Raw genomic sequence first — 24,311 nt, forward strand, 5'->3', positions numbered from 1 at the left:
GCGCTCAGGCCTTGTCCCGAGCGTCCGGGTTCTTCAGCTCGGGCACCAGGATGTTGATGTAGGCATCGGCGCGCAGGCCGCGCAGGAAATCCTCGTACGCCTGTTCGGCCTTGCGGTTGCCGATCGCCTGGCGCGCCTGGTTGCGCTCGGTTTCGTCGGTCACGTCGCTCTTGCGCGTGCCCTCGAGCTGCAGGATGTGCCAGCCGGCCTCGCTCTGGAACGGCTGCGATACCTCGCCGTCCTTGAGCTGGGCGAGCTGCTGGGCGATGGTGCCGCCCCACTGGTCGCGCTGGAACCAGCCCATGTCGCCGCCGGCATTGGCGGTGGTCGGATCCTTCGAGTATTCCTTCGCCAGCTTGGCGAAATCCTCGTGTTTGTTGACGATGCGGTCGTACAGGTCCTGCGCCTGCTGGCGGGCCTGCTCGGGGGTGACCAGCTCGCTCGGGCGGATCAGGATCTGGCGGGCGTGGTACTCGGTGACTACCTGGCGGCTGGGCTCGCGCTGGCCGACCAGCTTGAGGATGTGGAAGCCGGTGGGACCGCGCAGCGCGGGGCTGACGTCGCCGGGCTTCATGCTCGCCACCACGTCGGCGAACGCCGGCGGCACCTCGTCCAGGCGGCGCCAGCCGAGGTCACCACCTTCCAGGGCGTCCTGCGCATCCGAGTAGCGGATCGCGGCCGCGTTGAAATCCATGCCGCCCTTGATCGCGTCCAGCGCCTGCTGCGCCTTGGCCTGGGCGGCCTGCACGTCGGCCGCGCTGCCGCCCGCCGGGATCGAGATCTGGATGTGCGCCAGGTGCACCTCGCCGGCCTTGTAGGTCGGGCTGTTGAGCAGGTTGTTGATCTCGCTGTCGGTGATGGTGACCGAGTCGCGCACCACGCTGTCGTGCAGGCGCTGCACGACCAGCTGGTCGGCCAGCTGGCTGCGGAAGGCGGCGAAGCTCTGCCCGCTCTGCTCGACGGCCGCCCGCAGCTGCTCGGGACTCATGTGGTTCTGCTGGGCGACGGCGGCCACGGCGCGATCCACGTCGTCGTTCGACACGCGGATGCCCTGCTCGTCGGCCTTGGCCAGCTGCAGCTTCATCAGGATCAGGCGGTCCAGCACCTGGCGCTTGAGCACGTCCAGCGGCGGCAGCTGGCCGGGATTGCCGGCGTACTGCTGCTGCACCAGCCGCACCGCGTCGTCCAGCTCGCTCTGCAGGATCACGCTGTCGTCCACTACCGCGACGATCCGGTCCAGCGGTTGCGTGCCGGACGCCGTGGCGTCCTGCTGCGCCTGCGGCAGCAGCTGGGCCTGCGCGGGCAGGGCGGTGGCCGCGACGAGCGCGAGGAGGAGCAGCGCGAAGGGGTGCTTCATCGGTCGTGAACCTTCAATCGCGACGGGGCGATGGTTGGAGGAGGCGATGCCATGGGGCCGGCCGGGCCGGCGGTCATCCGTTGATCGCAGCGCCGCCGGAAAGTTCGCGGCGCAGGCTCATTGATAGCCAAGAATACCACGCCGCAGCACGTCCTCGGTCTGGCCGTTGAAGGCGCCCAGGCCCTTGAAGACCAGCTCGAACATCAGCGCGTTGTTGGTGTTGCCGCGGTCGGTCACCGGTCCGCGGGCGATCACGTAGTGGCGCCCGACCACCCGCACGGCGACGCAGCAGCTGTCGTACTCGACGCCGGCCAGCGCCTCGACGGTGCGCCGGTCGCGCACCGAGTAGACCCAGCGGCCGAGCAGGCGCCAGCGTTCGGAGATCGGGAAGATCGCCGAGGCGTCGTACTGCTTCAGGTAGTTGCGGCGGAAGCGGTAGGAGAAGTTGAAGATGCCGTCGGCGCCGATGCGCCGCTGCAGGCCCAGCGTGCCCAGGTCGGTCAGGCGGGTGTTCGGGTTCCACTGGTAGGCGCTGTCCAGGCGCCAGCGGTCGTTGAGCTGGATGCCCAGTTGCGCGACGTAGTCCGAATGCACCCAGTCGGTGGGCGCGGCGGTGGCGACATTGGAGCTGGGCAACTGCACCCGCTGCGGCGAGAAGTAGTGGATCTGCCCGATGCTGGCCGACAGCCGCTCCACGCCGCTGTCGTCGAGCAGCCGGGTGGTCAGCGCCGCGGTGAGATTGTTGGCGTCCATCTGGCGGTCGGCGCCGGAGAACCGGTTGGGCGAGAACAGCTGCCAGTAGTCGAACGACATCAGCCGCGTGTCGAACAGCGGCAGGTCGTTCTGGTTGCGGTAGGGCACGTACAGGTAGTAGAGCCGCGGCTCCAGCGTCTGGGTGTAGGAGGTACCGAACAGCGCGGTGCGGCGGTCGAAGATCAGGCCGGTGTCCAGGCTGGCGATCGGCAGGGCACGGCTGGGCGTGCGGTCGTCGAAGGGCGAGACCTGGGTGCCGCCCAGCGGGCCGCGGTAGCCGTAGCGCTGGTAGTCGCCGTCGAGCTCGTAGGCGGTGTAGCGGTAGGCCAGCCTCGGCCGCACGAACCAGGCGGCGCCGCGGAAGTCGGCGGCCAGGTAGGGGTAGAGGTCCAGGCGCTTGCCTTCGATCACGTCGTCCTTGCGGAAGGCGACCGCCTCGGTGTCGGCGCCGAACTCCAGCCAGCGGTTGATCGGCAGGTCCAGCCCGAGCGTGGCGCGCGGCCAGCGCTTGTACTGCACCACCGTGTCCGGCAGGTAGGGATCGACGTTCTGGTAGCTGTCCGCGCCGAAGGAGGCGCTCCACCAGTCGCCGCCGCCGCGCACGTAGGCGTTGGAGGCGAGCGTGCCGATCGCGGAGGTGTACAGGTCGTTGCCGAAGTCGCGCAGGTAGCTGCGGTCGGAGGCGCGGTTGATGCTGGTGCTGAAGACCCACGGGCCACCCAGGCGGGTGACGTCGCCGTACTTGAGCAGCCAGCGGTCCTGGCCGTGGGTGGCGTCGCCGCCGGGCGTGTCCTCGCCGCGGTCGTTGGGCAGGTATTCGACGTTGAGCTGGCCGCGGGTGCCCGGCACCAGGTAGCGGAACTCGCCGGCCAGCAGCGTGCCGCGCTGGGTGTAGATGCGCGGCTCGAGGGTCGCGTCGTAGTTCGGCGCCAGGTTGAGGTAGTAGGGGATGGCGAACATCGTGCCCGACCGGTTGGAGCTGCCGAAGGTCGGGTAGAGGAAGCCGCTCTTGCGCCGGTTGTCGACCGGGAAGGTGAAATAGGGCAGGTACAGGAACGGCACGTTGGCGAAGCGCATGGTGGCGCCGCGGGCGACGCCCACGCCGTCGGCCTTGTCGATCTTCAGGTCCTTCGCGCGCACTTCCCAGAGGTGGTGGCCCACGTCGCAGGTGGAGTAGGTCACCTGGCTGTAGCGGCTGTGCTGGGCATCGAGCAGCTCGCCGCGGGCGGCGGTGCCGTTGCCCCGCGATTGCAGCAGCTGGTAGCGCACGTTCTCGGCCACCCCGTGGTTGGCCTGGTTGTTGCCGCGCAGCCGGTCGGCGCTGAGCAGCTCGCCGGCTTCCTGGTAACGCACGTTGCCCTGTGCGTCGTAGTCGGTGGTGCTGTCGTTGTAGTCAATGCGGTCGGCGCGCAGCAGCTGGTCGGCACGTTCGATCCTGACGTTGCCGGACAGGCGGTAGTAGGCCTGGTTGGAACTGTCCACGTGGGTGGACTGCACGTCGGTGTCGGCGCTCTCCCGCAGCGCCGGATCGCGCGGCAACGTGGGGTCGTAGAACTCCAGCAGCGCGTTGGGCCGGCACATCGCGTAGCTTTCCGGGCGCGGCGGGCAGTGGAACACGCCGAGCGGGCAGGTGGGTGCGGCGGCGGACGCGGCCGGTCCCGGCGTCGTGGACGGTTGCGCGGGGGCCGTCCGGGCCTCGGCCACGCCGCCGGACAGGGCGAGGGCGGCGGCGACCGCGAGCAGGCGGCGTGGTGGCAGGGTGCGCGGGGTCGTCGGGCTCGGCGTCACGGTCGGCGGTCAACGGTCGTCAGGACGCGTAAAGCTAGCAGAAAGGCCCTCCTGCCGGCAGGAACCGTGCCGCCGCCCGGTTGGCGACCCGGGTGTCAGCCGAACAGCGCGGCGACGTGCGCCGCGGCGCTGGCGGCCAGCGCGTCGAGGTCGTAGCCGCCCTCCAGCGTCGACACCATGCGGCCGCCGGCGTGGTCGCGCGCGACGTCGAGCAGGCGCGTGGTCAGCCAGGCGTAGTCGTCGGCGGCCAGTTCAAGTTGCGCCAGCGGATCGGCGCGGTGGGCGTCGAAGCCGGCGGAGACCAGCAGCAGCTGCGGCCCGAAAGCGGCGATCCGCGGCAGCAGCTCCTGCTCCCAGCGCCGGCGGAAAGCCTGCGAGCCGGTCCCCGGGGGCAGCGGTGCGTTGACCAGGTTGCCCGCGCCGGTCTCGTCCGTGTGGCCGGTGCCGGGATAGAGCGGGGACTGGTGGCTGGAGGCGAACAGCACGCGCGGCTCGGCCGCGAAGATGTCCTGCGTGCCGTTGCCGTGGTGCACGTCGAAATCGGCGATCGCCACGCGCTCGAGCCCGTGCACGGCCAGCGCGTGCGCAGCGCCCACGGCGACGTTGTTGAACAGGCAGAAGCCCATCGCCTGGCTGGCCGTGGCGTGGTGGCCGGGCGGGCGCACGGCGCAGAAGGCGCGCGCGCCCTGGGCGACCGCCGCGTCGACCGCCGCGACCACGGCGCCGGCCGCGCGCAACGCAGCCTCGGCCGAGCCGGGCGACATCAGCGTGTCCTCGTCCAGGCGCGAGGTGCCTTCGGGCGGAGCGCTGGCCAGGATGCGCGCCACGTAGGCCGGGTCGTGCACGCGCTCCAGCGCCGAACGGTTGGCACGCGGCGCTTCGACACGGTCGAGCATGGCGAAGCGGTCGCGGTCGAGCGCGGCCAGCACGGCGCGCAGGCGGGCGGGGGATTCGGGGTGCCCCGGGCCGGGGTCGTGCTGCAGGCAGGCCGCGTGGGTGTACAGCCGCAGCATGGCGCGCTCAGTCGCGGCGGCGCCGCTCGTGCTGCCAGAGCACTTCGCCGTGCCCACCGGCCCGCGCGAGCACCCGGGCGACCACGAACAGCAGGTCGGAGAGGCGGTTGAGGTAGCGCTGCGGCTGCGGGCGCAGGGTTTCCTTGCGGCCGAGCGCGAGCACCTCGCGCTCCGCGCGACGGCACACCGTGCGCGCCAGGTGGCAGCAGGCGGCCGCCATGCCGCCGCCGGGCAGGATGAATTCCTTCAGCGCCGGCAGCGGTTCGTTGAGCGTGTCGAGCACCGTCTCCAGACGTGCGACGTCCTCGTCCTGCACCATCGTCATGCCGGGGATGCACAGCTCGCCGCCCAGATCGAACAGGTCGTGCTGGACCTGGGTCAGCGCCTCGCGCACGTCCGGCGGGACGCCGTCGCAGGCGAGCACCATGCCGATCGTGCTGTTGAGTTCGTCGACTGTGCCGTAGGCGGCCACGCGGGCCGAATCCTTCGGCACGCGCGAACCGTCGCCCAGGCCGGTGCTGCCGTCGTCGCCGGTGCGCGTGTAGATCTTCGAAAGGCGGTTGCCCATCAGCGCGTCTGGCCCTCGTGGGCCAGCGCGCGGGTCAGCTGGGCGACCAGCACGTGCAGCGCCGCACCCAGGCCCACGTAAAGGGCGGTGACCTGCAGGAAGGGCAGGTACCAGTCGCCCATGTTCTCCATCCACGCACCCATGCTGCGCGGCGCCGGCACGCTGGCGCTGAGCCAGTAGAAGCTGCCGTTGGAGACCAGGAAGCAGGCCGCCTCGCTGACCAGCAGCGCGGCCGCAGCCAGGCCCAGGGTGGAAAGCGTGAGGCCGGCCTGGCGCCTGGCCAGCCAGCTGCCGCCCAGCCACAGCGCGCCGTAGGCCGGCAGCAGGAACCAGTAGGCCGGCGACACGCAGTAGTGGCTCCAGAAGCTGATGCCCTGGCCGGTGATCACCAGGTAGTCGACCAGTACCGCCTCGGCCATCAGCAGCGGGAAGGCCCAGCGTCCGGTGCCCCGCAGCCAGAAGCCGGCGAGGAAGAACACACCCCAGGAGGCGTCCGGAAAGGCCTCGAAATGGTGCGTGTGGACCGCGCCGCGGGTCACCGCCATCACCAGGGCGAGTGCGAGGAAGATGCCGAGGCGCTGGGTCTGCGTCATAGCCATGAAGGTGCTCCGTGTGCAGGCGGCGTGAAATGGGGAAAAGGCAGACCGCTAGTTTAGCCGAACGCCGTCCGGCTCATGCGACGTCGGCGACAGGCACCGTATCATCGGCGCATGAATGCTCCCGATTCCCCCCTGCGCGGCCCCGTGCTGATCGTCGGCGGCGGCCTGGTCGGCGCCAGCCTGGCGATCGCCCTGGACGCCGCCGGCGTCGACGCCACCCTGGTCGAGGCGGCGCCGCCGCGCGCCGATGCGCAGCCCAGCTACGACGAGCGCAACCTGGCGCTGGCGCGGGCCACCGTCAACGGCCTGGATGCGATCGGCGTGTGGGCCCACGCGCGCGAAGGCGCCACCGCGATCGGGCACATCCACGTCAGCCGCGCCGGCGAGTTCGGCAGCGTGCGGCTGGATGCGCGCGACGCCGGCCTCGATGCGCTCGGCTGGACGCTGCCCGCGCGCGAACTCGGTGCCGCCCTGCTGCGCCGGCTGGAGGCCTGCACCCGGCTCGAACGTCTCGCCCCTGCGCGACTGGAGACGCTCGAGCCGATCCCCGGGGGCTGGCGCGCGCAGGTGCGCACCGCCGAGGGCGTGCGCGGCCTGGACACGCCCTTGCTGGTCGGCGCCGACGGTACCGATTCGTTCGTGCGCGAGCGCCTCGGCATCGCCGCGGAGACGCACGATTACGGCCAGACCTTGTTCGTCTGCACCGTTACCCCCGAGCGCGAGCACGAGCACCGCGCCTACGAACGCTTCAGCGACGAGGGCCCGGTCGCGATGCTGCCGCTGGCCGGCCGGCGCTGCGGCCTGGTGCTGACCGTGCCGGCCGCGCAGGCCGCGGCGACGACGGGCCTGGACGACGCCGGCTACCTCGCGCTGGCCCAGCGTCGGTTCGGCTGGCGACTGGGCCGGCTGACGCGCCCGGGACGGCGCTTTCCCTATGCGATCCGGCGCGTGGCGGCGGCGCGCCTGACCACGCCGCGGGCGGTGCTGGTCGGCAACGCCGCGCAGACCGTGCACCCGATCGGTGCGCAAGGCTTCAACCTGGGCCTGCGCGACGCGCTCACCCTGGCGGAGCTGGCTGCCGGCGCCGCCGATCCCGGCGACGAGCGCCTGCTGGCGGCGTACGCGGCCAGGCGCGCGCCGGACCGCGAAGGCACCATGGCGATGAGCCACGGCCTGGTGCAACTGGCCTGCCTGCCGCAGCCGTGGCTCGCACCACTGCGCTCGATGGCGCTGCTCGCCTGCGACCGCGTGCCGCCGCTGAAGCATGCGCTGCTCCGGCGCGGCATGGGTTTCCGGGGCACGCCACCGCAGGCCGTGCTGGAGCGCACGCCGTGAGCACGCCGTGCCCGGAAGCGCGCCGGCGTGCCGCGCTGCTGGACGTGGCGGTGGTCGGCGGCGGCATGGTCGGCGCCGCCGCCGCGCTGGCGCTCGCGCGCGCCGGTTTCGCCACCGCCCTGCTGGAAGCGCGCGAGCCCGCGCCCTGGCGTCGCGAGGAGGAGGTCGACCTGCGCGTGGTCGGCCTGGCGCCCTCGTCGGTCGCGCTGCTCGAGGCGCTGGAGGCGTGGGCGCCCATCCGCGACAGCCGCGCCGCGGCCTACGCGCGGATGCACGTGTGGGACGCGCAGAGCGGCGCGGCGATCGATTTCGACGCCGCCGCCGAAGGGCGCGCCTGGCTGGGCTGGATCGTCGAGAACAACCTCGTGCAGTGGACGCTGTGGCGGGCGTTGGAACGCGCCGGCGTGCAGCGGCTGTGTCCCGCGCAGGTGACCGGTTTCCAGGCGCACGGGGACCGGATCGACCTCGAACTCGACGGCGGCGCCGCCAGCCTGTCGGCACGCCTGCTGGTCGCCGCCGACGGGGCCGGTTCGCCCCTGCGCCGCCTGGCCGGGCTGGACACGCACGGCCGCGACTACGGCCAGCGCGCGGTGGTGGCCCACGTGGCCACGGAGCGACCGCACGAGTCCACCGCCTGGCAGCGCTTCCTGCCGGGCGGCCCGCTGGCCCTGCTGCCGCTGGCCGACGGGCGCAGTTCGATCGTGTGGTCGCTGCCCGAGGCCGAGGCGCGGCGCGTGCTGGCGCTGGACGATGCCGCCTTCTGCGCGGAACTGGGCGTGGCCAGCGATTTCCGCCTGGGGTGCGTGCAGGCAACCACCCGGCGCGCGGCCTTCCCGCTGAAGCTGCAGTTGGCCGACCGCTACCAGGCCGAGCGCCTGGTGCTGCTGGGCGATGCCGCCCACACGGTGCACCCGCTGGCCGGGCAGGGCGTGAACCTGGGCCTGCGCGACGTGGCCGAGCTGCGCGACACGCTGGCGGCCGCGCGTGCGGCGGGGCGCGACATCGCCGCGGCGCACGTGCTGCGCCGCTACGCCCGCCGGCGCCGCAGCGCGGACACGCTGGATGCCTGGAGTTTCGACGCGCTGGGGCGCATCTACGCGTGGCAGGCGCCGCCGCTGGTCGCCGCGCGTGCGCTCGGCGTACGCCTGGCGGACCGGCTCGACCCGCTCAAGCGCCGCATCGTCGCGCACGCGGCCGGGCGCTGACCCATCCCACTGCCGGCAGGATGCCTGCGGAACAACGGCCGGAGCGCCTTTTCCCTTCGTTCGGAGTCGTCGCCATGCGTCGTGTCCTGTTCGCCCTGTTGTCGCTCCCCCTGGCCCTTGCGGCCCAGGCCAAGATGGTGCACCGCCCGGTCGAGTGGACCGACGGCGGCACCCGTTTCCACAGCGTGCTGGTCTACGACGATGCCGGTCCGGCCCGGCGGCCCGGCCTGGTGATGGTGCCGAACTGGTACGGGGTCAGCGACGAGGCGGTGCGCAAGGCCGAATCGATCGCCGGCAAGCGGTACGTGATCCTGGTGACCGACATGTACGGCGAGCGGGTGCGGCCGAAGAACGATGCCGAGGCCAAGGCGGCGGTGCAGCCGCTGTACGCCGATCGCGCGCTGATGCGCCATCGCGCCAACCAGGCGCTGGCACAGCTGAAGGCGCAGGCCGGCAAGGCGCCGCTGGATACGGGCAGGCTCGCCGCGATCGGCTTCTGCTTCGGCGGCTCGGCGGTGCTGGACCTGGCGCGCAGCGGCGCCGACGTGGCCGCGGTGGTGTCCTTCCACGGCGCGCTGGCCGCGGGCAAGCCGGCGTTGCCGGACCACTTCAAGGCGCGCGTGCTGGTGATGAACGGCGCGGACGACCGCGGCACCATGCCGGATGCGGATGCGTTCATGGACGAGATGCGCGCCAGCTCCGCCGACTGGCAGTTAGTGGTGCTCGGCAACGCGGTGCACTGCTTCACCGAGGTCGGCGAGAACACGCCCGGTTGCAAGTACGACGCGCGCGCCGCTGCGCGCAGCTACCGCCTGATGCACGAGTGGCTGGACGCTGCCTTCGCCGGAAGGCCGTGACCGCGTGCACGCGGAAGCCGGGCGGGCTTCCGCGAGCTCAGAACGCGCGCTGCACGGAGTAATCGGCCAGCGCGGCGAGCGCGTCGCGGTACACCGAGGCGGGCAGGGTGGCCAGGGCCTCGCGGGCGGCGCGGGCGTGGCGCACGGCCTGCGCGTGGGTGCGCTCGATGGCGCCGGAGGCGCGGATCACGCCCACCACCTCGTCGAGCGATTCCAGGCTGCCATGCTCGATCGCGTGGCGCATGGCCTGCGCCTGCGCCGGCGAGGCCTGCTGCAGGGCATAGATCACCGGCAGGGTGGGCTTGCCCTCGGCCAGGTCGTCGCCGACGTTCTTGCCCAGGGTGTCGGCATCGCTGGTGTAGTCGAGCAGGTCGTCGGCGATCTGGAAGGCGTAGCCGAGCTCCATGCCGTAGCGGCGCAGCGCCGCCACTTGAGCGGCCGGCAGCCCGCCGAGCAGGCCGCCCAGTTCGGTGGCGGCGGCGAACAGCACCGCGGTCTTGCGCTCGATCACCGCCAGGTAGGCCGCCTCGTCCACGTCGGCATTGCCGATGTTGAGCAACTGCAACACCTCGCCCTCGGCGATGGTGTTGGTGGTGTCGGCCAGGATGCGCATCACGCGCATGTCGTCCAGTTCCACCATCAGCTGGAACGAGCGCGAATAGAGGAAATCGCCGACCAGCACGCTGGCGGCGTTGCCCCACAGCGCGTTGGCGGTCTTGCGGCCGCGACGCAGGTCGGACTCGTCGACCACGTCGTCGTGCAGCAGCGTGGAGGTGTGGATGAACTCGATCACCGCGGCGAGCTTGATGTGCTGCGCGCCCGCGTAGCCGGCCGCGCCGGCGGCCAGCACGTGCAGCATCGGGCGCAGCCGCTTGCCGCCGCCGGCGATGATGTGGTCGGCGATCTGGTTGATCAGCACCACGTCGGATGCGAGCCGGTTGCGGATCAGTGCGTCCACGCGGCGCATGTCGGCGGCGGCCAGTTCGCGCACGGTGGCGAAGTCGGCGGGGCGGCTGGCGTCGGCAGGCATCGGGCGCATGGGAGTCCGGGTGGCAAGACGGCCGATTATAGGGCCATGCCCGCCGCGCGCGGCGCCGCGACACGGCGCCGCAACCGGCTACCGTAGGCGGCCTCGTATAATCGGGCGATGCCTTCCTGCACCCAGCCGTTCCGGTGAGCCGACTCTCCCCCCTCGAACGCCGCAGCGCCCTCACCCTGGCCTGCGTGATCAGCCTGCGCCTGTTCGGCCTGTTCCTGATCATGCCGGTGTTCTCGCTCTACGCCAGGCGCATGCCGGACGCCAGCGACCTGCTGATCGGCCTGGCGCTCGGCGTCTACGGGCTGGGCCAGGTGTTGCTGCAGATCCCGCTGGGCCTGCTGTCCGACCGGATGGGACGCAAGCCGGCGATCACGCTGGGGCTGCTGATCTTTGCCGCCGGTGGTCTGGTGGCGGCACTGGCGCACACGCTAGAGGGCATCGTGGTCGGCCGCGCGCTGCAGGGCATGGGCGCGGTGGCCGGGGCCGGCACCGCGCTGGCGGCCGACCTCACCCGCGAGGAGCAGCGCGGCAAGGTGATGGGCATCATTGGCGTGTCGATCGGCGTGGCGTTCCTGCTGGCGCTGATCCTCGGGCCGCCGCTGGAGGCGATCGGTGGCCTGTCCGGTCTGTTCGGCGCCACTTCGGTGCTGGCCTTGCTCTCGCTGGTGCTGCTGTGGGCGATCGTGCCGACACCCGAACGCGCGCGCGCACCTGCGGCAGCCAGCCTGGCAGGCGTGCTGGCGATGCTGCGTGACGGCCGGCTGCTGGTGCTCAACGGCTCGGTGTTCTTCCTGCACCTGCTGCTGACCGCGAGCTTCGTCGGCCTGCCGCTGCTGCTGGCCGCGCGGCTGCATCTGCCGGTAGAGCGCCACTGGGAGCTGTACCTGCCGGTGATGGCGACCGCCGCCTTCGTGATGGGCGCCACGCTGCACCGCATGAAGGAGATCGGGCAGAGCCTGCGCATCGTGCAGGCCTGCGTGGCGGCGATCGGACTGGCCCTGCTCGGCTTCGCGCGAACGGATGGCCACCTGGCCTGGCTGGGCGTCTCGGCCGCGGCGTTCTTCTCGGCCTTCAACCTGCTCGAGGCGGCGCTGCCCAGCCTGGTGTCGCGGCTGGCGCCGGCGCACCTGCGTGGCGCGGCGATGGGCGCCTATTCGACCAGCCAGTTCCTCGGCGCGTTCGTCGGCGGGGCGATCGGCGGGCTGGCGCTGGGTCGGCTGGGCGTGAGCGGCGTGTTCCTTTGCGCGGCGGCGGCCACGCTGCTGTGGCTGCCGCTGGTGGCGATCGGCGCACGCCGCATCGCCGCCCGCGCGGTGGCCGGCCAGGTGGCCTGAGCGGGCCGATTGCGCCGGCCGGGTGCCGCCCCCATATGCGCCGGCATCCCACCCATGCGAGGCTGGCCTCGTGTCCCACCAGATCATCGCGCTGATCGCCGAATACGGCCTGCTGCTGGTTTTCCTGAACGTGCTGGTCGAGCAGGCCGGCCTGCCGCTGCCGGCCGTGCCGACGCTGGTGGTGGCCGGTGCGCTCGCCGCTGCCGGCCGGTTGCCGCTGGGCGGCGTGCTGCTGGTCGCGCTCGCCGGTTGCCTGCTAAGCGACTTCGCCTGGTACCAGGCCGGGCGCCGCTACGGTGCCGGCGTCATGCGCACGCTCTGCCGCATCTCGCTTTCGCCGGATTCCTGCGTGAAGCAGTCCGAGCTGCGCTTCCAGCGCTGGCGTGCGCCGGTGCTGTTGGTGGCCAAGTTCGTGCCGGGCCTGTCCACGGTGGCGCCGCCACTGGTCGGTGCGATGGGCCTGCCGGCGCGGTCCTTCCTGCTGTTCGACGCGCTGGGCTCGCTGCTGTGGGCCGGTCTGGCGGTGGCGCTGGGCTACGTGTTCGCCGATGGCGTCGAGCATGCGCTGACGGCGTTCGAGGGCGCCGGCACGCTGGCGGTCGAATTGCTGGTCGCCCTGCTCGCGGCCTACATCCTGTTCAAGTGGTGGCAGCGCCGGCGGTTGCTGGTGGCGCTGCGCATGGCGCGCATCGAGGTCGGGGAACTGGCGCAGGCGCTGCGTTCGGCGCAGCCGCCGCTGGTGCTGGACGTGCGTGCGGCCGGTTCGCGCGAACTGGATGGCCGGAGCATTCCCGGCGCGCAGGTGTTCGATCCGCTGACGCTGGACCTGCTGCTGGCCGACGTGCCGCGCGAGCGCGAGCTGGTGCTCTACTGCAACTGCCCCAACGAGGTGTCCGCGGCGCGGGCCGCACGGCTGCTGATGGCGCAGGGATACCGGCGGGTGCGTCCCCTGCGGGGTGGCCTCGATGCCTGGGTCGCCTCCGGCCAGGCCGTGGAGCATCTGCCGGCCGCGCCGCAGGGAGCGACGCCTGCGGTGTGAGTCGCAGCGTGCCCCGGGCGGCCGCGCGTCACGTCGCGGGATGTCCACCGACCGCGATGCGGGCCGATCCGGGCAGCCCGCCGCGGCGCAGGCGGACGCGACGCGGCGTGCGTGGCCGGGGCAGGCAAGTATGATAGGGATCGAGCCGCCGGCGCCGCCGGCGAACCCATGACGGGGGCCGGCGCACGCGCCGGCCTCAGCACAGCGAGGAATCCACATGGCACGCGGCATCAACAAGGTCATCATCGTCGGCAACCTGGGCGCGGACCCGGAGACCCGCTACACCGGCGGCGGCACGGCGATCACCAGCCTGCGGATCGCCACGTCCGAGCAATGGACCGACAAGCAGAGCGGCGAGAAGCAGGAACGGACCGAGTGGCACCGCGTGAAGCTGTTCGGCCGCCTGGCCGAGATCGCCGGCGAGTACCTGAAGAAGGGCCGCCAGGTCTACATCGAGGGTTCGCTGCGCACCGACAAGTACACCGACAAGGACGGCATCGAGCGCTACTCGACCGACATCATCGCCAACGAGATGCAGATGCTCGGCGGCGGCGGTGAGGGTGGCGGCACGGGCGGCGCCGGTGGCGGTGGCTACCGCGAGCGCCCGCAGGGGGGTGGCCAGCGCCAGGGCGGCGGCTACGGCGGCCAGCCGCGCGGTGGTAGCGACTACGGCAACGCCCCGCGCCAGAACGCGCCGGCGCCGGCCGAAAGCGGCGGCTTCGACGACGACGACATTCCGTTCTGACGGCGCCGCTCCTCCAGCCGAACGAAGAGCCCTCTACGGAGGGCTTTTCTTTGCGTTCGCGGTCAGCCCGGCAAACGGCCGCCGGCGGGCAGGGCGGGCGAAGGGTGCCCGGCTCCGGGTGGCGCGCTCGGCGATGCCTGCGCGGCGGCGGCGTCCCGGCGGCGCGGTGGTGTCGCCGGCAACCCCGGTCACTGGCCCAGCTCCTCCAGCAACGCCGCGACTTCCTCGTGGGTGCGGGCTCGGACCAGGCGGGCGGCCTGGCGACGCAATGCGGCATGGTCGAGCAGCGCGAGGCGGTCGCGCACGTGCAGCAGCTGGCTCGGATGCATGCTGTACTCGCACAGGCCCAGCGCGAGCAGCAGCGCGGTGAAGTTGACGTCGCCGCCGATCTCGCCGCACAGGCTGACCGGCTTGTTCGCGCGGCGGCCAGCGGTGATCACGTAGGCGATCAGGCGCAGCAGCGCGGGCTGTAGCGGGTTGTAGATGTTCTCCAGGCCGTCGTTGCCGCGGTCGGCGGCGAGCACGTACTGGGCCAGGTCGTTGGTGCCGATCGCCAGGAAGTCGGCGTGCTCCAGCAGCGCGCGCACGTTGAGCGCGGCGGCCGGCACTTCGATCATCGCGCCCAGCGGCAATTTCTCGGGCAGGTCGATCGCCTCGCGCTTGAGATCCTGGCGGGCCAGCTTGAACAGCGTGCGCACCGCGATCAACTCGTCCGGCTGGGTGACCATCGGCACCAGCACGCGCACCGGGCCGTAGCAGGCGGCGCGCAGGATGGCGCGGATCTGGGTGGTGAACACGGCCGGATAACGCAGCGACAGCCGCACGCCGCGCACACCCAGCGCCGGGTTGTCCTCGCCGCGCAGCGTCAGGCCGGCGGCATCGGCCTTGTCGGCGCCGAGATCGAGCGTGCGGATGGTCACCGGCAGGCCGCCCATGCCCAGCACCAGGTCGCGGTAGGCGATGAACTGTTCGTCCTCGGAGGGCAGGCCCTTGTGCTTGAGGAACAGGAACTCGGTGCGGTACAGGCCCACGCCGTCCGCCCCGCGGGCGCGCGCCAGCGCGATGTCGGCGGCGGTCTCGGCATTGGCGAACAGGCGAATCGGCACGCCGTCGCGCGTACGCGTGGGCGCATTCGCCAGCTTGGCCAGCCGCCGCCCTTCCTGCGCTGCCTCACGCTGCCACGCGCGGTAGCGGGCCAGGTCCTGCGCGGTGGGATGGACGACGGTCTCGCCGCGCTCGGCGTCGAGCAGGATCAGGTCGTCGTCGTGGATGGTCGCCAGTGCGTCGCGCACGCCCACCAGCATCGGCAGGTCCAGGCTGCGCGCGAGGATGGCACTGTGCGAGTAGGCGCTGCCGGAGCTGGCCACCACGCCGAGCAGCCCGTTGCCGACCAGATGCGCCATGTCGGCCGGCGCGATGGTGTCGGCGACCAGGATCTCGCCCACGCGCGCGGCCAGCTTGCGCTCCTCCCGGCTGGTCTGGCGCTGCAGCGCGGAGATCACCCGGTTGATCACCTGGTCGACGTCCTCGCGGCGGCTGCGCAGGTAGGGATCGTCCATCGCCTCGAACACCTTGGCCAGGCGGTCGCGCTGTTTCTTCAGCGCCACGCCGGCACGGTAGTGGCCCACGCGCACCAGCTCGTCCAGGCCGCGCAGCAGTTCCGCGTCGTCCAGCAGCAGGCTGTGCGCGTCGATGAACTCGTTCACCTCGCGTGCCAGCGCGCCGTGCAGCTTGCTGCGCAGATCGTGCAGTTCCTGCCGTGCGGTATCCAGCGCGCGATGCAGGCGCTGGAGCTCCTCCTCGACCTCCTCCTCGGCCAGCGGGCGGGTGTCGACCAGGTAGCGGCTCGGCTGCACCAGCCGCGCACGGCCCAGCGCCATGCCCTTGGAGGCCGGGGTGCCGGGAAGAAGTTGCCTCATGGCACGGCTCCCGTGACGCCGGGCACGGAGAACGGGCAACGGCGGGCATGCGGCGCGCGGCGAACGCGCGCGCGCCCGCGCGAACCGGCAGCGCGCCACCCGTTCCCGGTTTCCCGATCCCCGTTCCGCACGTCAGGCCCCCTCGTCGAACTTGCGCTCGAACAGCGCCACCACGGCGGCCAGCGCCTCGGCCTCGTCGGGGCCATCCGCGCGCACGGTGAGCGGGGTGCCGATGCCGGCCGAAAGCATCATCACGCCCATGATGCTCTGCGCGTTGACCTCGCGGCCCTTGCTGACCAGCCACACGGTGGCCGTGAAGCCCTGCACCAGCTGCACCAGCTTGGCCGAGGCGCGCGCGTGCAGGCCGAGTTTGTTCGAGACGACGATGTCCTGTTCAAGCATGGTCAATGAAGATTCCCCCACGGCCGCCATGGGCGGCGATCTGCGCCAGTTCGTCCAGCGGTTTCTCGGCGTAGTTGAGCACGCGCAGCAGCATCGGCAGGTTGAGTCCGGAGACGCAGCGCAGGCGCACGCCCAGCGCCGAAAGCGACAGCCCGATGTTGCAGGGCGTGGCGCCGTAAAGGTCGGCCAGCACCAGCACGCCGTCGCCCTGGTCGAGCTCGCGCGCGTGGTGCGCGGTGAGTGTGCGCATCACGTCGGGATCGGCCTGCGCCGGTACCTCGACCGCGTCGACCTTGAGCGGCAGCTTGGGCATGACGTGCTTCGCGGCGGAGATCAGCGCCTTGCCGACCGCCTCGTGCGTCATCAGGAGCACGCCCACGCTCACCGCATCCGCTCCCGCTTGACCCGATCCGCGCCCATCACTCGAGCTCGCGGTGGAAGGTGAGCACGCCTTCGCGGCGGGCGCGGTAGTGCGCGGCCAGGCGCTCCACCAGGTAGACCGAGCGGTGCCGCCCACCGGTGCAGCCCACCGCGATGGTGACGTAGCTGCGGTCGTCCTGCTCGAAGCGGGGCAGCCAGGCGTCCAGCCAGCGCGCGGTATCGGCGAAATACTCGCCGACCAGCGGATCGGCCTCGAGGAACTCGCGCACCGGCGCGTCCTTGCCCGACAGCGGCCGCAGCTTCGGCTGCCAGTGCGGGTTGGGCAGGCAGCGCGCGTCGAACACGAAATCCGAATCCAGCGGCAGGCCGCGGCGGAAGGCGAAGGACTGGAACATCAGCGTGAGCCCTTCGGTGGCCTGCGCGTAGCCGGTGGCGATCAGGCGGCGCAGCTGGTGCACGTTCAGCTCGCTCGAATCGATCACCTTCTCGGCAATGCCGATCAGCGGGCGCAGCAGGCGGCGCTCCTCGGCGATCGCATCGGCCAGCGAGACGCCGCGCAGCGCCAGCGGGTGGCGCCGGCGGGTCTCCGAGTAGCGCTTGATCAGCACCTCGTCGCGGCAGTCGATGAAGACCAGGTGCACGTGCACGCCGGCGGCGGCGAGCTCGGACAGCACCAGCGGCATGTGCTCGAAGTCTTCGCCGCGGTTGCGCACGTCCACGCCCACCGCGATACGCCGGCGGCGCCCTCCGCCGTCCTGCATCACCGATTGCACCAGCTGCGGCAGCAGCCCGCTGGGCAGGTTGTCGACGCAGTAGAACTCCAGGTCCTCCAGCGCACGCAGCGCGACCGTCTTGCCGCCGCCGGACATGCCGGTGAGCACCACCAGGTGCACGGCGTTGGAATCGTTCAGGCTGCCAGGCAGCGTTGGCTCGTTGGCACTCACGAGGTTCACCAGGGCGGAAGCCGGCGCATCTGGTGCGCCTGGCGGTCGATGAAGGTCTGCGCAGGGTCGATGCCCTTGCTCTTGAGCATATGATGGCGCACCGCGGCTTCCACCAGTACCGCCAGGTTGCGGCCGGGCGCCACCGGGATGGTGATCATCGGCACCGGCACCTCGAGGATCTCGCGGTGGCTGGTATCGCCGGTCAGGCGCGTCATCGCGTCGATGTCCTCGCCCTCGCGCATGGGCTTCAGGTGCACCACCAGGCGCAGGTACTTCGAATGCTTGACCGCCGTGTGGCCGAACATCTCGCGCACGTTGAGCACGCCCAGGCCGCGCACTTCCAGCAGGTCCTGCAGCAGCTCGGGGCAGGTGCCGTCGATCACGTCCGGAGCGATCAGGGTGAATTCGGTGGCGTCGTCGGCAACCAGGCGGTGGCCGCGGCTGATCAGCTCCAGCGCCAGCTCGCTCTTGCCCGAGCCCGATTCGCCGGTGATCAGCACGCCAATCGAGAACACCTCCAGGAACACCCCGTGCAGGGTGATCCGCGGCGCCAGCATGCGCGCCAGGTGGTACTGCATCCAGGTCAGCAGTTCGTGGCCGCGCTTGGTGCTGATCCACAGCGGCGTGTGGGTCTCCTCGGCGACCTCGCGCAGGTCGGAGGGGATGGTCTGGTCCTTGGTCACGATCAGCGCCACCGGCTGGTAGGCGGCGATCTTGTGCATCGCTTCCCAGCGCTGGCGCGAATCGAGGCCGTCCAGCCAGTTGAGCTCCTCGGTACCGATGATCTGCACCTTGTTGGGGTAGATCACGTTCAGGTAGCCGATCAGCGAGGGCCGGCGCGTGGCGGTCGCGCCGCGCTCGAGCACGCGCCCTTCGCCACGCATGCCCGACACCCAGCGCAGGCCCATGCGCTCGTGGACGCCGTCGAAGAGTTGTCGTGCGGTCAGACGTTCCAAGTGGCTCCCCTGCCGGTAGGCGGTGGGCGCCATTGTGCCAGTTGGGGGTGGTGCGTGCGGCCTGGCTGTCCCGGCGCGTTCGGAATGCGCCGGGCGGCGCCTGCCACGCAAAAAAAGACCCGCCTCGGAAGGCGGGTCCTGGACCGCGATCGGCCGAGGCCGTCAGCCGAACTGCCGTGCCTCGCGCGCTTCCTGCTGGTGCTTGTCGGTCAGCTTGTCGCGGTAGCGGCGCAGCTGCGCGACCAGCTTGTCGAACACCACGTCGATGGAGGCGTACATGTCGGCCTCGCAGGCGGCGGCGTGCAGGGCCGCTCCCGAGGTGGTGAGGGTGGCTTCGGCACAATGCTGCAGCTTGTCCACCGAAAGCACCATGGTCAGGCCAAGGCACTTTTCGTCGAGGCGGGTCAGGCGATCGAGCTTGGACTCGGCATGGGCGCGCAACGCCGGGGTGACTTCGATCTGCTGGCCGGTGAGTTGGAACTGCATGGGTCGCCTCCTCTGGTACAAGCCGCCGGTGGGCGGCGGGTTCGCATGCCGCGGGGTTTCGGCATGCCGGTCTTTCGTTCGTATGGGAGCGTTCCGGCGGGTTGCAAGTGCGCTGTTCAGCCGGCGCGCTGGCGCTCGCTGGAACTGGGGATGCGCAGTGCCTCGCGGTACTTGGCCACGGTGCGGCGCGCGACCTGGATGCCCTTGCGGTTGAGCTCCTCGGCCAGCGCCTGGTCGGACAGCGGCTTGCGTGGGTCCTCCGCCTCGATGAGCTTGCGGATCATGGCCTGGATGGCCGTGGCCGAGGCGCCGCCGCCATCCTCGGTGGCGACGCCGCTGGAGAAGAAGTACTTGAGCTCGAAGGTGCCACGCGGCGTGTGGATGTACTTGCGCGTGGTCACCCGCGAGATGGTCGATTCGTGCATGCCGACTTCCTCGGCCACCTCGCGCAGGACCAGCGGGTGCATCGCTTCGGGGCCGTAGTCGAGGAAGGCGCTCTGCCGACGCACGATCGCCTCGGCCACCTTGAGCAGGGTCTCGGCGCGCGACTCCAGGCTCTTGATCAGCCAGCGCGCCTCCTGCAGCTGGCCGCGCATCCAGCTGGCATCCTCGCCACGCGCCTGCGCTATCAGGCTGCAGTAGTGCTGGTTGAGGCCCAGCCGCGGCTGGCAATCGGGGTTGAGGCTGACCTTCCAGCGGCTCCCGTCGCGGTAGGCGTAGACGTCGGGGGCGACGTACTCCACGGGCGTGGCGTCCAGCGCGGCGCCCGGGCGCGGGTCGAGGCCGCGGATCAGCAGCGCGGCCGCGGCGACGTCGTCCTCGCTGGCGCGCAGCTTGCGGGCGATCCTGGCCAGGTCGTTGCGCGCCAGCAGCTCGAGCTCGCCGGCGACGATCTGCAGCGCCAGGTCCCGGTGCGGCGTCGTGGCGTCGAACTGCTCGAGCTGTACCCGCAGGCAATCGCGCAGGTCCAGGCTGGCGATGCCGGTGGGGTCGAAGCGCTGCAACTGCCGGCGGACGACCTCGATCTCCTCCGCGCTGGCGTCGAGATCGGCCGGCAGCGCGGCCAGTACGCCCTCGAGCCCCTCGGACAGGTAGCCGTCGGGGTTGAGCGCGTCGATGATGACGGTGGCGATCAGCCGCTCGCGGGAATTGAACGGCGACAGGTTGAGCTGCCACAGCAGGTGTTCCTGCAGCGTCTCCGGCGCGGCGTTCTGCGGCTCGAAATCCTCGTCCGGGCGGGAGCCGGCACTGCCCGCGCTGCCCAGCGAGAAGTCGATCGGCGTCTCGGCCGGCGCATCGGTCTCGGCCCACTCGGGCGTGTCGTCGACGTCGTGGTCGACGCTGGGCGCTTCCGCGGGGGTGGCGGCGTAGCTCTCCTCCTCGCCGTCCGGCGTGGCCGCTTCCTCCTCCAACTCCAGCAGCGGATTGCTTTCGGCGATCTGCCGCAGTTCCGCTTCCAGCTCGAGCTGCGAAAGCTGCAACAGACGGATCGCCTGCTGCAGCTGCGGCGTCAGGGTGAGCTGTTGGTTGAGGCGGAACTGGAGCCCAGGTTTCATGCCAGCCATGGGGGAAGGACGTGGGGTCATCCTACCCCGGCGCTCGTGACGCGACCATAGCGGCCGCGGGCCGGCGCGGGCCTTGCGTCACAACCTGAATTCACGCCCCAGATACACCTCGCGCACCTTCTCGTCGGCGAGGATGTGCGCCGGGGTGCCGCGCGAAAGCACCTCGCCGTCGTTCAGGATGTAGGCGCGGTCGCAGATGCCCAGCGTCTCGCGCACGTTGTGATCGGTGATCAGCACGCCGATGCCGCGTTCCTTCAGGTGGCGCACGATGCGCTGGATCTCGCCCACGGAAATCGGGTCGACGCCGGCGAACGGTTCGTCCAGCAGCATGTAGCGCGGCTGCGCGGCGAGCGCGCGCGCGATCTCGACGCGCCGGCGCTCGCCGCCGGAAAGGCTGATGCCTTTCTGGGTGGCGATGTGCGCGATCTTGAGCTCGTCCAGCAGGCTTTCCAGCTCCTCGTTGCGCTGGCGCGCGCTCAGCCCCTCGCGCAGCTCCAGCACCGCCATGATGTTGTCGGCCACGCTGAGCCGGCGGAACACCGAGGGCTCCTGCGGCAGGTAGCCGATGCCCAGCCGCGCGCGCGCGTGCATGGGCAGGCCGGTGATGTCCTGGCGATCGAGCCGGATGCTGCCGCCGTCGGCCTCGACCAGGCCGACCACCATGTAGAAGCAGGTGGTCTTGCCGGCGCCGTTGGGACCGAGCAGGCCGACCACCTCGCCCTGGCGGATCGAGAACCCGAAATCGCGCACCACCTGGCGCGAGCGGTAACGCTTCTGCAGACCTTCCGCGGCGAGCATCGGTCAGGGCTGCCCGGCACTGGTGGCGGGCGCGGGTGCGGGTGCGCTGGCCGCGGGCGCCGGTGCGGTGCCGGACGCGGCGGGCCGGCTTGCCGGCGCACTGCCGGCCGGCCGCGGCTTGGGCTTGAAGATCATGTGCACCAGGCCGTCACCGCGGCTCTCGCCGGTCATCTGGCTGGTGCCGGTGTCGTAGGTGAGCTTGTCGCCGTGGGCCTCGCCGCGGCCCTGCTGCTTGACCATGGCGTTGCCGGTGAGCACGGCGATGCCCTTGACGTTGTCGTAGTCGATCGTCGCGGCATTGCCTTCCATCAGGTTGCCGGCGTCGTCGAGCTGCTGGATGTGCGCCGGCGAGCCGGTCAGCACCACGCGCGTGACGTTGTTGTCGCCGTCCAGGTAGGCCTTGGCGAGGTCGCCGGTCGCCTGCAGCGTGCCCTGGGTGATGCGCACCTGGCCCTTGTAGATGATGTAGCCATTGTCCTGCTGCGATCCGTCGAAGGACTTGGCCACGATGTCGGCCGGCTTGTCGCGGTCGCTGCGCTTGGCCAGCGCCGGCTGCAGCGCGAGCAGGCCGGCCGTCAGCAGGGCCAGCCTAAGAACCGCGCTTGCTTGGCATGAGCGTGCTGTGGACGTCATCGAGCAACTCCAGATGCTTGTTGTTGAGGTTGGCACGCATGCCGACGCCGGTGATTGTAGAAGTTCCCTGCCGGATCTGCGTCGCGGCCGCCGTCTCGAGGCGGTTTTCCTTCGGCCAGGCGGTGACGTCGGAGGTGCGCATCTCGGTGGCGGGCGTGTGGTCGAACGCCGGCCGGCTGATGTAGACCGGTCCCTGCAGCTTGAGCAGGGTGCCGTTGTGGTTGACCCAACCGTACAGCGAGTGGCCGCGCCAGTCCGGAACGTCCGGCTGGTTGGAGGGCAGGTCGAACTGCGGCGCATTGATGTACAGCGAGTCGTCGCCTTCGCGCCGTTCCAGCCGGGGCGCGGTGATGCGGAAGCTGGGCAGGCCGTCCTGGCCGTACTGGGTCAGCTTGAAATCGCTGAGCGTGTAGCCCGAGCGCGGCGGGCCGACGAAGGCATTGGCCCTGGGTGCCGGGCCGATCCACCACAGCAGCAGCTGCGCGGTGCCGGCGGCCAGCGCCAGCACCACGATGGCCGCCAGCAGGCGGCGGTCGCGCAGCCACTCCCTCACTGCCAGCGCTCCCGTTCGGCGTCGGTCCGGCCCTGGGCGTGCAGCAGCAGGTCGCAGACCTCGCGCGCGCCGCCCTGGCCGCCGGCGCGGCGGGTGGTCCAGTGCGCCTGCTCGATCACCCACGGATGGGCGTTGGCCACCGCCACGGCGAGACCGGCCACACGCATGGCCGGAAGGTCGGGCAGGTCGTCGCCGACGAACGCCGCCTGCGCCGGGGCGAGGTGCAGCGCGTCGAGCAATTCCAGCAGGCAGGCGCGCTTGTCGCCCTGGCCCTGGTAGACGTGGGCGATGCCCAGCTCCTCCGCGCGCAGCGCCACCGGATGGCTGATCCGCGCGCTGATGATCGCCACCTGCACGCCGTGGGCCTGCAGGCGCTTGAGCCCCAGCCCGTCCTGCACGAAGAATACCTTGGTCTCGCGGCCGTCCTCGCCGTAGTAGAGGCGGCCGTCGGTCAGCGTGCCGTCGACGTCGAATACCGCCAGGCGGATGCCGGCGGCGCGGGCGACGAGATCGGCGGGGAGGTCGGTCAGGTAGGGCATCGGGTCGTCGGCGGAGCTGGAAATGGAAAGGCGCAGGGCGCGGCCGGATGGTTCGCGCGGCGGCGTTCCGCCCGCGCCGGATCACACCACGCGTGCGCGCAGCAGGTCGTGGATGTTCAGCGCGCCGACGACGCGCTGTTCCTCGTCCACCACCAGCAGCGCATGGATCTGGTGCTTCTCCATCAGCTGCGCCGCCTCGATGGCGAGCTTGTCGGAAGCGATGGTCTTGGGGCCGCGCGTCATCAGCGCCTCGACCGTGGCGCCGCGCAGGTCCACGCCGTCGTCGTCCAGTGCGCGGCGCAGGTCGCCGTCGGTGAACACGCCGAGCAGGCGCCGGTCGGCGTCGACCACGGCGGTCATGCCCAGGTGCTTGCGGGTCATCTCCACCAGCGCCTCGGTGAGGCTGGCGCCGGGCGCGACCATCGGGATGCCGTCGCCGGTATGCATGATGTCGCTGATGTGCAGCAGCAGGCGGCGGCCGAGGCTGCCGGCCGGGTGCGAGCGGGCGAAGTCCTCGGCGGTGAAGCCGCGCGCCTCCAGCAGCGCGATCGCCAGCGCGTCGCCCATCACCAGCGCGGCGGTGGTGCTGGCGGTGGGGGCCAGGCCCAGCGGGCAGGCCTCGCTGGAGATGCTGGCGTCCAGGTGCACGTCGGCCTGGTGCGCGAGGGACGACTTGGGGTTGCCGGTGATCGCGATCAACGGGATGCCCTGGCGCTTGATCACCGGCAGGATGAACAGCAGTTCGTCGGTTTCGCCGGAATTGGACAGCGCCAGCACCACGTCGTCGGGCTGGATCATGCCCAGGTCGCCATGGCTGGCCTCGCCCGGGTGCACGAAGAACGCGGGGGTGCCGGTCGAGGCCATGGTCGCGGCAATCTTGCGGCCGACGTGGCCTGACTTGCCCATGCCGCTCACCACCAGCCGGCCGCGGCAGGCGAGGATCAGCCGGCAGGCCTGCACGAAATCCGCGTTCACGCGCGGCTCCAGGGCGCGGATCGCGGCCGCCTCGGTGGCGATGACCGTGCGTGCGCTGCGGGCGAGCGCGTCCGGGTCCAGGTTGGCGGCGGGCGGAGCGATGCGTGCGTTCATGGGGCCTCGTCGGGCGGCAGGGGGGGGCCGCTGGCATTTCTGCGCCACGGGATTTCCACTACCATGGCATATCCGCATTTTAACGTCATATCGCGGCGCGATGGATTCACGAGCGGTTCGGAATCCACCCGCCTGCCCCTCCTCGATGGACCTCCGATGGACCCAGCCCGTATCCAGGCGATGATCGAAGCCGGCCTGCCCGGCGCCCAGGCCCAGGTCAGCGGTGACGACGGCGTGCATTTCGAGGCCACGGTCGTCGCCAGCCAGTTCGCCGGCAAGCTGCCGCTGGCACGGCACCGGCTGGTCTATGCGACGCTGGGCGAGCTGATGGGCGGGGCGATCCACGCGCTGGCGCTGAAGACGCTGACTCCCGAGGAGGCCGCGGCGCGCCGCTGAGGCCGCGCCGGCTTCCTG

25 protein-coding genes are annotated in these 24,311 nt (G+C 71.4%); 7 read left to right on the forward strand and 18 right to left on the reverse strand.

The window, feature by feature from the left end; genetic code table 11:
• Positions 1-4 precede the first annotated feature (4 nt).
• The 5 genes from WAT24_RS03500 to WAT24_RS03520 all read right to left on the reverse strand — a co-directional run bounded on the left by WAT24_RS03500 (position 5) and on the right by WAT24_RS03520 (position 6,078).
• Positions 5-1,357: a peptidylprolyl isomerase gene (locus WAT24_RS03500; RefSeq protein ID WP_336806447.1), complete on the reverse strand. Its 1,353-nt coding sequence runs from the start codon at positions 1,355-1,357 to the stop codon at positions 5-7.
• Between the two features lie 117 nt (positions 1,358-1,474).
• Positions 1,475-3,898 carry an LPS-assembly protein LptD gene (locus WAT24_RS03505; protein WP_336806448.1) on the reverse strand — a complete coding sequence of 808 codons (2,424 nt, stop codon included), beginning with the start codon at positions 3,896-3,898 and terminating at the stop codon, positions 1,475-1,477.
• Positions 3,899-3,993: 95 nt separating this feature from the next.
• Positions 3,994-4,911, reverse strand: a complete 918-nt coding sequence (locus WAT24_RS03510) for a histone deacetylase family protein (protein WP_425605225.1) — start codon at positions 4,909-4,911, stop codon at positions 3,994-3,996.
• A gap of 7 nt (positions 4,912-4,918) precedes the next feature.
• Complete coding sequence (locus WAT24_RS03515) at positions 4,919-5,479, reverse strand: cob(I)yrinic acid a,c-diamide adenosyltransferase (protein ID WP_336806449.1); 561 nt, start codon at positions 5,477-5,479, stop codon at positions 4,919-4,921.
• Positions 5,479-6,078: a hypothetical protein gene (locus WAT24_RS03520; protein ID WP_336806450.1), complete on the reverse strand. Its 600-nt coding sequence runs from the start codon at positions 6,076-6,078 to the stop codon at positions 5,479-5,481. Before WAT24_RS03520 ends, WAT24_RS03515 begins: the two co-directional genes overlap by 1 nt.
• Positions 6,079-6,189: 111 nt before the next feature.
• Between WAT24_RS03520 and ubiH the strand changes: the two genes are divergently transcribed.
• The 3 genes from ubiH (at position 6,190) to WAT24_RS03535 (ending at position 9,475) form a co-directional block, all read left to right on the forward strand.
• Positions 6,190-7,413 carry a 2-octaprenyl-6-methoxyphenyl hydroxylase gene (gene ubiH, locus WAT24_RS03525; protein ID WP_336806451.1) on the forward strand — a complete coding sequence of 408 codons (1,224 nt, stop codon included), beginning with the start codon at positions 6,190-6,192 and terminating at the stop codon, positions 7,411-7,413.
• Positions 7,410-8,618 carry an FAD-dependent oxidoreductase gene (locus WAT24_RS03530; RefSeq protein ID WP_336806452.1) on the forward strand — a complete coding sequence of 403 codons (1,209 nt, stop codon included), beginning with the start codon at positions 7,410-7,412 and terminating at the stop codon, positions 8,616-8,618. The genes ubiH and WAT24_RS03530 overlap by 4 nt, the downstream gene beginning before the upstream one ends.
• A 74-nt stretch (positions 8,619-8,692) precedes the next feature.
• Complete coding sequence (locus tag WAT24_RS03535) at positions 8,693-9,475, forward strand: dienelactone hydrolase family protein (protein WP_336806453.1); 783 nt, start codon at positions 8,693-8,695, stop codon at positions 9,473-9,475.
• 37 nt (positions 9,476-9,512) lie between these two features.
• On the opposite strand, the gene WAT24_RS03540 is transcribed toward WAT24_RS03535, so the two are convergent.
• Entirely contained in the window at positions 9,513-10,514 is a 1,002-nt protein-coding gene (locus WAT24_RS03540; RefSeq protein ID WP_336806454.1) for a polyprenyl synthetase family protein, read from the reverse strand.
• Between the two features lie 134 nt (positions 10,515-10,648).
• On the opposite strand from WAT24_RS03540, the gene WAT24_RS03545 reads away from it, so the two are divergent.
• From WAT24_RS03545 to ssb, 3 genes are all read left to right on the forward strand, one after another.
• Positions 10,649-11,848, forward strand: a complete 1,200-nt coding sequence (locus WAT24_RS03545; protein ID WP_336806455.1) for an MFS transporter — start codon at positions 10,649-10,651, stop codon at positions 11,846-11,848.
• 70 nt (positions 11,849-11,918) lie between these two features.
• Positions 11,919-12,887: a VTT domain-containing protein gene (locus WAT24_RS03550; RefSeq protein ID WP_336806456.1), complete on the forward strand. Its 969-nt coding sequence runs from the start codon at positions 11,919-11,921 to the stop codon at positions 12,885-12,887.
• Between the two features lie 217 nt (positions 12,888-13,104).
• Positions 13,105-13,632, forward strand: coding sequence for a single-stranded DNA-binding protein (gene ssb, locus WAT24_RS03555; protein WP_336806457.1), 528 nt, complete (start codon positions 13,105-13,107; stop codon positions 13,630-13,632).
• A gap of 188 nt (positions 13,633-13,820) precedes the next feature.
• On the opposite strand, the gene ptsP is transcribed toward ssb, so the two are convergent.
• From ptsP to WAT24_RS03615, 12 genes are all read right to left on the reverse strand, one after another.
• Complete coding sequence (ptsP, locus tag WAT24_RS03560; RefSeq protein ID WP_336806458.1) at positions 13,821-15,551, reverse strand: phosphoenolpyruvate--protein phosphotransferase; 1,731 nt, start codon at positions 15,549-15,551, stop codon at positions 13,821-13,823.
• Positions 15,552-15,683: 132 nt separating this feature from the next.
• Positions 15,684-15,953, reverse strand: a complete 270-nt coding sequence (locus tag WAT24_RS03565) for an HPr family phosphocarrier protein (RefSeq protein WP_336806867.1) — start codon at positions 15,951-15,953, stop codon at positions 15,684-15,686.
• A complete protein-coding gene (locus WAT24_RS03570; RefSeq protein WP_336806459.1) occupies positions 15,946-16,338 on the reverse strand; it encodes a PTS sugar transporter subunit IIA in 393 nt (130 codons plus the stop codon). The genes WAT24_RS03565 and WAT24_RS03570 overlap by 8 nt, the downstream gene beginning before the upstream one ends.
• Positions 16,339-16,372: 34 nt before the next feature.
• Positions 16,373-17,278 (reverse strand): RNase adapter RapZ, encoded by a 906-nt coding sequence (rapZ, locus tag WAT24_RS03575; protein ID WP_336806460.1) that lies wholly within the window; start codon positions 17,276-17,278, stop codon positions 16,373-16,375.
• Positions 17,279-17,283: 5 nt separating this feature from the next.
• Positions 17,284-18,234: an HPr(Ser) kinase/phosphatase gene (gene hprK / locus WAT24_RS03580; RefSeq protein WP_336806461.1), complete on the reverse strand. Its 951-nt coding sequence runs from the start codon at positions 18,232-18,234 to the stop codon at positions 17,284-17,286.
• A gap of 162 nt (positions 18,235-18,396) precedes the next feature.
• A complete protein-coding gene (gene hpf / locus WAT24_RS03585) occupies positions 18,397-18,720 on the reverse strand; it encodes a ribosome hibernation-promoting factor, HPF/YfiA family (protein ID WP_336806462.1) in 324 nt (107 codons plus the stop codon).
• 116 nt (positions 18,721-18,836) lie between these two features.
• Positions 18,837-20,276 carry an RNA polymerase factor sigma-54 gene (locus tag WAT24_RS03590; RefSeq protein ID WP_336806463.1) on the reverse strand — a complete coding sequence of 480 codons (1,440 nt, stop codon included), beginning with the start codon at positions 20,274-20,276 and terminating at the stop codon, positions 18,837-18,839.
• A gap of 87 nt (positions 20,277-20,363) precedes the next feature.
• Positions 20,364-21,083, reverse strand: a complete 720-nt coding sequence (gene lptB / locus WAT24_RS03595) for an LPS export ABC transporter ATP-binding protein (protein WP_336806464.1) — start codon at positions 21,081-21,083, stop codon at positions 20,364-20,366.
• A 3-nt stretch (positions 21,084-21,086) separates the two neighbouring features.
• Positions 21,087-21,716 (reverse strand): lipopolysaccharide transport periplasmic protein LptA, encoded by a 630-nt coding sequence (lptA, locus tag WAT24_RS03600; RefSeq protein WP_336806465.1) that lies wholly within the window; start codon positions 21,714-21,716, stop codon positions 21,087-21,089.
• Complete coding sequence (gene lptC / locus WAT24_RS03605) at positions 21,673-22,275, reverse strand: LPS export ABC transporter periplasmic protein LptC (RefSeq protein ID WP_336806868.1); 603 nt, start codon at positions 22,273-22,275, stop codon at positions 21,673-21,675. Before lptC ends, lptA begins: the two co-directional genes overlap by 44 nt.
• The gene (locus WAT24_RS03610; RefSeq protein ID WP_336806466.1) at positions 22,266-22,808 is read right to left on the reverse strand and encodes a KdsC family phosphatase; all 543 of its coding nucleotides are present in this window, start codon (positions 22,806-22,808) and stop codon (positions 22,266-22,268) included. The genes lptC and WAT24_RS03610 overlap by 10 nt, the downstream gene beginning before the upstream one ends.
• A gap of 81 nt (positions 22,809-22,889) precedes the next feature.
• Positions 22,890-23,897, reverse strand: coding sequence for a KpsF/GutQ family sugar-phosphate isomerase (locus WAT24_RS03615; RefSeq protein WP_336806467.1), 1,008 nt, complete (start codon positions 23,895-23,897; stop codon positions 22,890-22,892).
• Positions 23,898-24,053: 156 nt separating this feature from the next.
• On the opposite strand from WAT24_RS03615, the gene WAT24_RS03620 reads away from it, so the two are divergent.
• Positions 24,054-24,293 (forward strand): BolA family protein, encoded by a 240-nt coding sequence (locus WAT24_RS03620; RefSeq protein WP_336806468.1) that lies wholly within the window; start codon positions 24,054-24,056, stop codon positions 24,291-24,293.
• Positions 24,294-24,311: the final 18 nt, after the last annotated feature.

Origin of the sequence: Fulvimonas yonginensis (genome assembly GCF_037137055.1) — a bacterium.
In the GTDB taxonomy this organism is placed as follows: Bacteria; Pseudomonadota; Gammaproteobacteria; order Xanthomonadales; family Rhodanobacteraceae; genus Frateuria_A; species Frateuria_A yonginensis.

Coding starts and splice junctions, on each gene's coding strand:
- ptsP (WP_336806458.1), bottom strand. CDS start 15,551: ATGAGGCAACTTCTTCCCGGCACCCCGGCCTCCAAGGGCATGGCGCTG.
- WAT24_RS03615 (WP_336806467.1), bottom strand. CDS start 23,897: ATGAACGCACGCATCGCTCCGCCCGCCGCCAACCTGGACCCGGACGCG.
- WAT24_RS03515 (WP_336806449.1), bottom strand. CDS start 5,479: ATGGGCAACCGCCTTTCGAAGATCTACACGCGCACCGGCGACGACGGC.
- WAT24_RS03520 (WP_336806450.1), bottom strand. CDS start 6,078: ATGGCTATGACGCAGACCCAGCGCCTCGGCATCTTCCTCGCACTCGCC.
- hpf (WP_336806462.1), bottom strand. CDS start 18,720: ATGCAGTTCCAACTCACCGGCCAGCAGATCGAAGTCACCCCGGCGTTG.
- WAT24_RS03565 (WP_336806867.1), bottom strand. CDS start 15,953: ATGCTTGAACAGGACATCGTCGTCTCGAACAAACTCGGCCTGCACGCG.
- WAT24_RS03535 (WP_336806453.1), top strand. CDS start 8,693: ATGCGTCGTGTCCTGTTCGCCCTGTTGTCGCTCCCCCTGGCCCTTGCG.
- WAT24_RS03510 (WP_425605225.1), bottom strand. CDS start 4,911: ATGCTGCGGCTGTACACCCACGCGGCCTGCCTGCAGCACGACCCCGGC.
- WAT24_RS03610 (WP_336806466.1), bottom strand. CDS start 22,808: ATGCCCTACCTGACCGACCTCCCCGCCGATCTCGTCGCCCGCGCCGCC.
- lptB (WP_336806464.1), bottom strand. CDS start 21,083: ATGCTCGCCGCGGAAGGTCTGCAGAAGCGTTACCGCTCGCGCCAGGTG.
- ubiH (WP_336806451.1), top strand. CDS start 6,190: ATGAATGCTCCCGATTCCCCCCTGCGCGGCCCCGTGCTGATCGTCGGC.
- lptA (WP_336806465.1), bottom strand. CDS start 21,716: ATGACGTCCACAGCACGCTCATGCCAAGCAAGCGCGGTTCTTAGGCTG.
- WAT24_RS03620 (WP_336806468.1), top strand. CDS start 24,054: ATGGACCCAGCCCGTATCCAGGCGATGATCGAAGCCGGCCTGCCCGGC.
- WAT24_RS03590 (WP_336806463.1), bottom strand. CDS start 20,276: ATGAAACCTGGGCTCCAGTTCCGCCTCAACCAACAGCTCACCCTGACG.
- WAT24_RS03540 (WP_336806454.1), bottom strand. CDS start 10,514: ATGCGCCCGATGCCTGCCGACGCCAGCCGCCCCGCCGACTTCGCCACC.
- WAT24_RS03500 (WP_336806447.1), bottom strand. CDS start 1,357: ATGAAGCACCCCTTCGCGCTGCTCCTCCTCGCGCTCGTCGCGGCCACC.
- ssb (WP_336806457.1), top strand. CDS start 13,105: ATGGCACGCGGCATCAACAAGGTCATCATCGTCGGCAACCTGGGCGCG.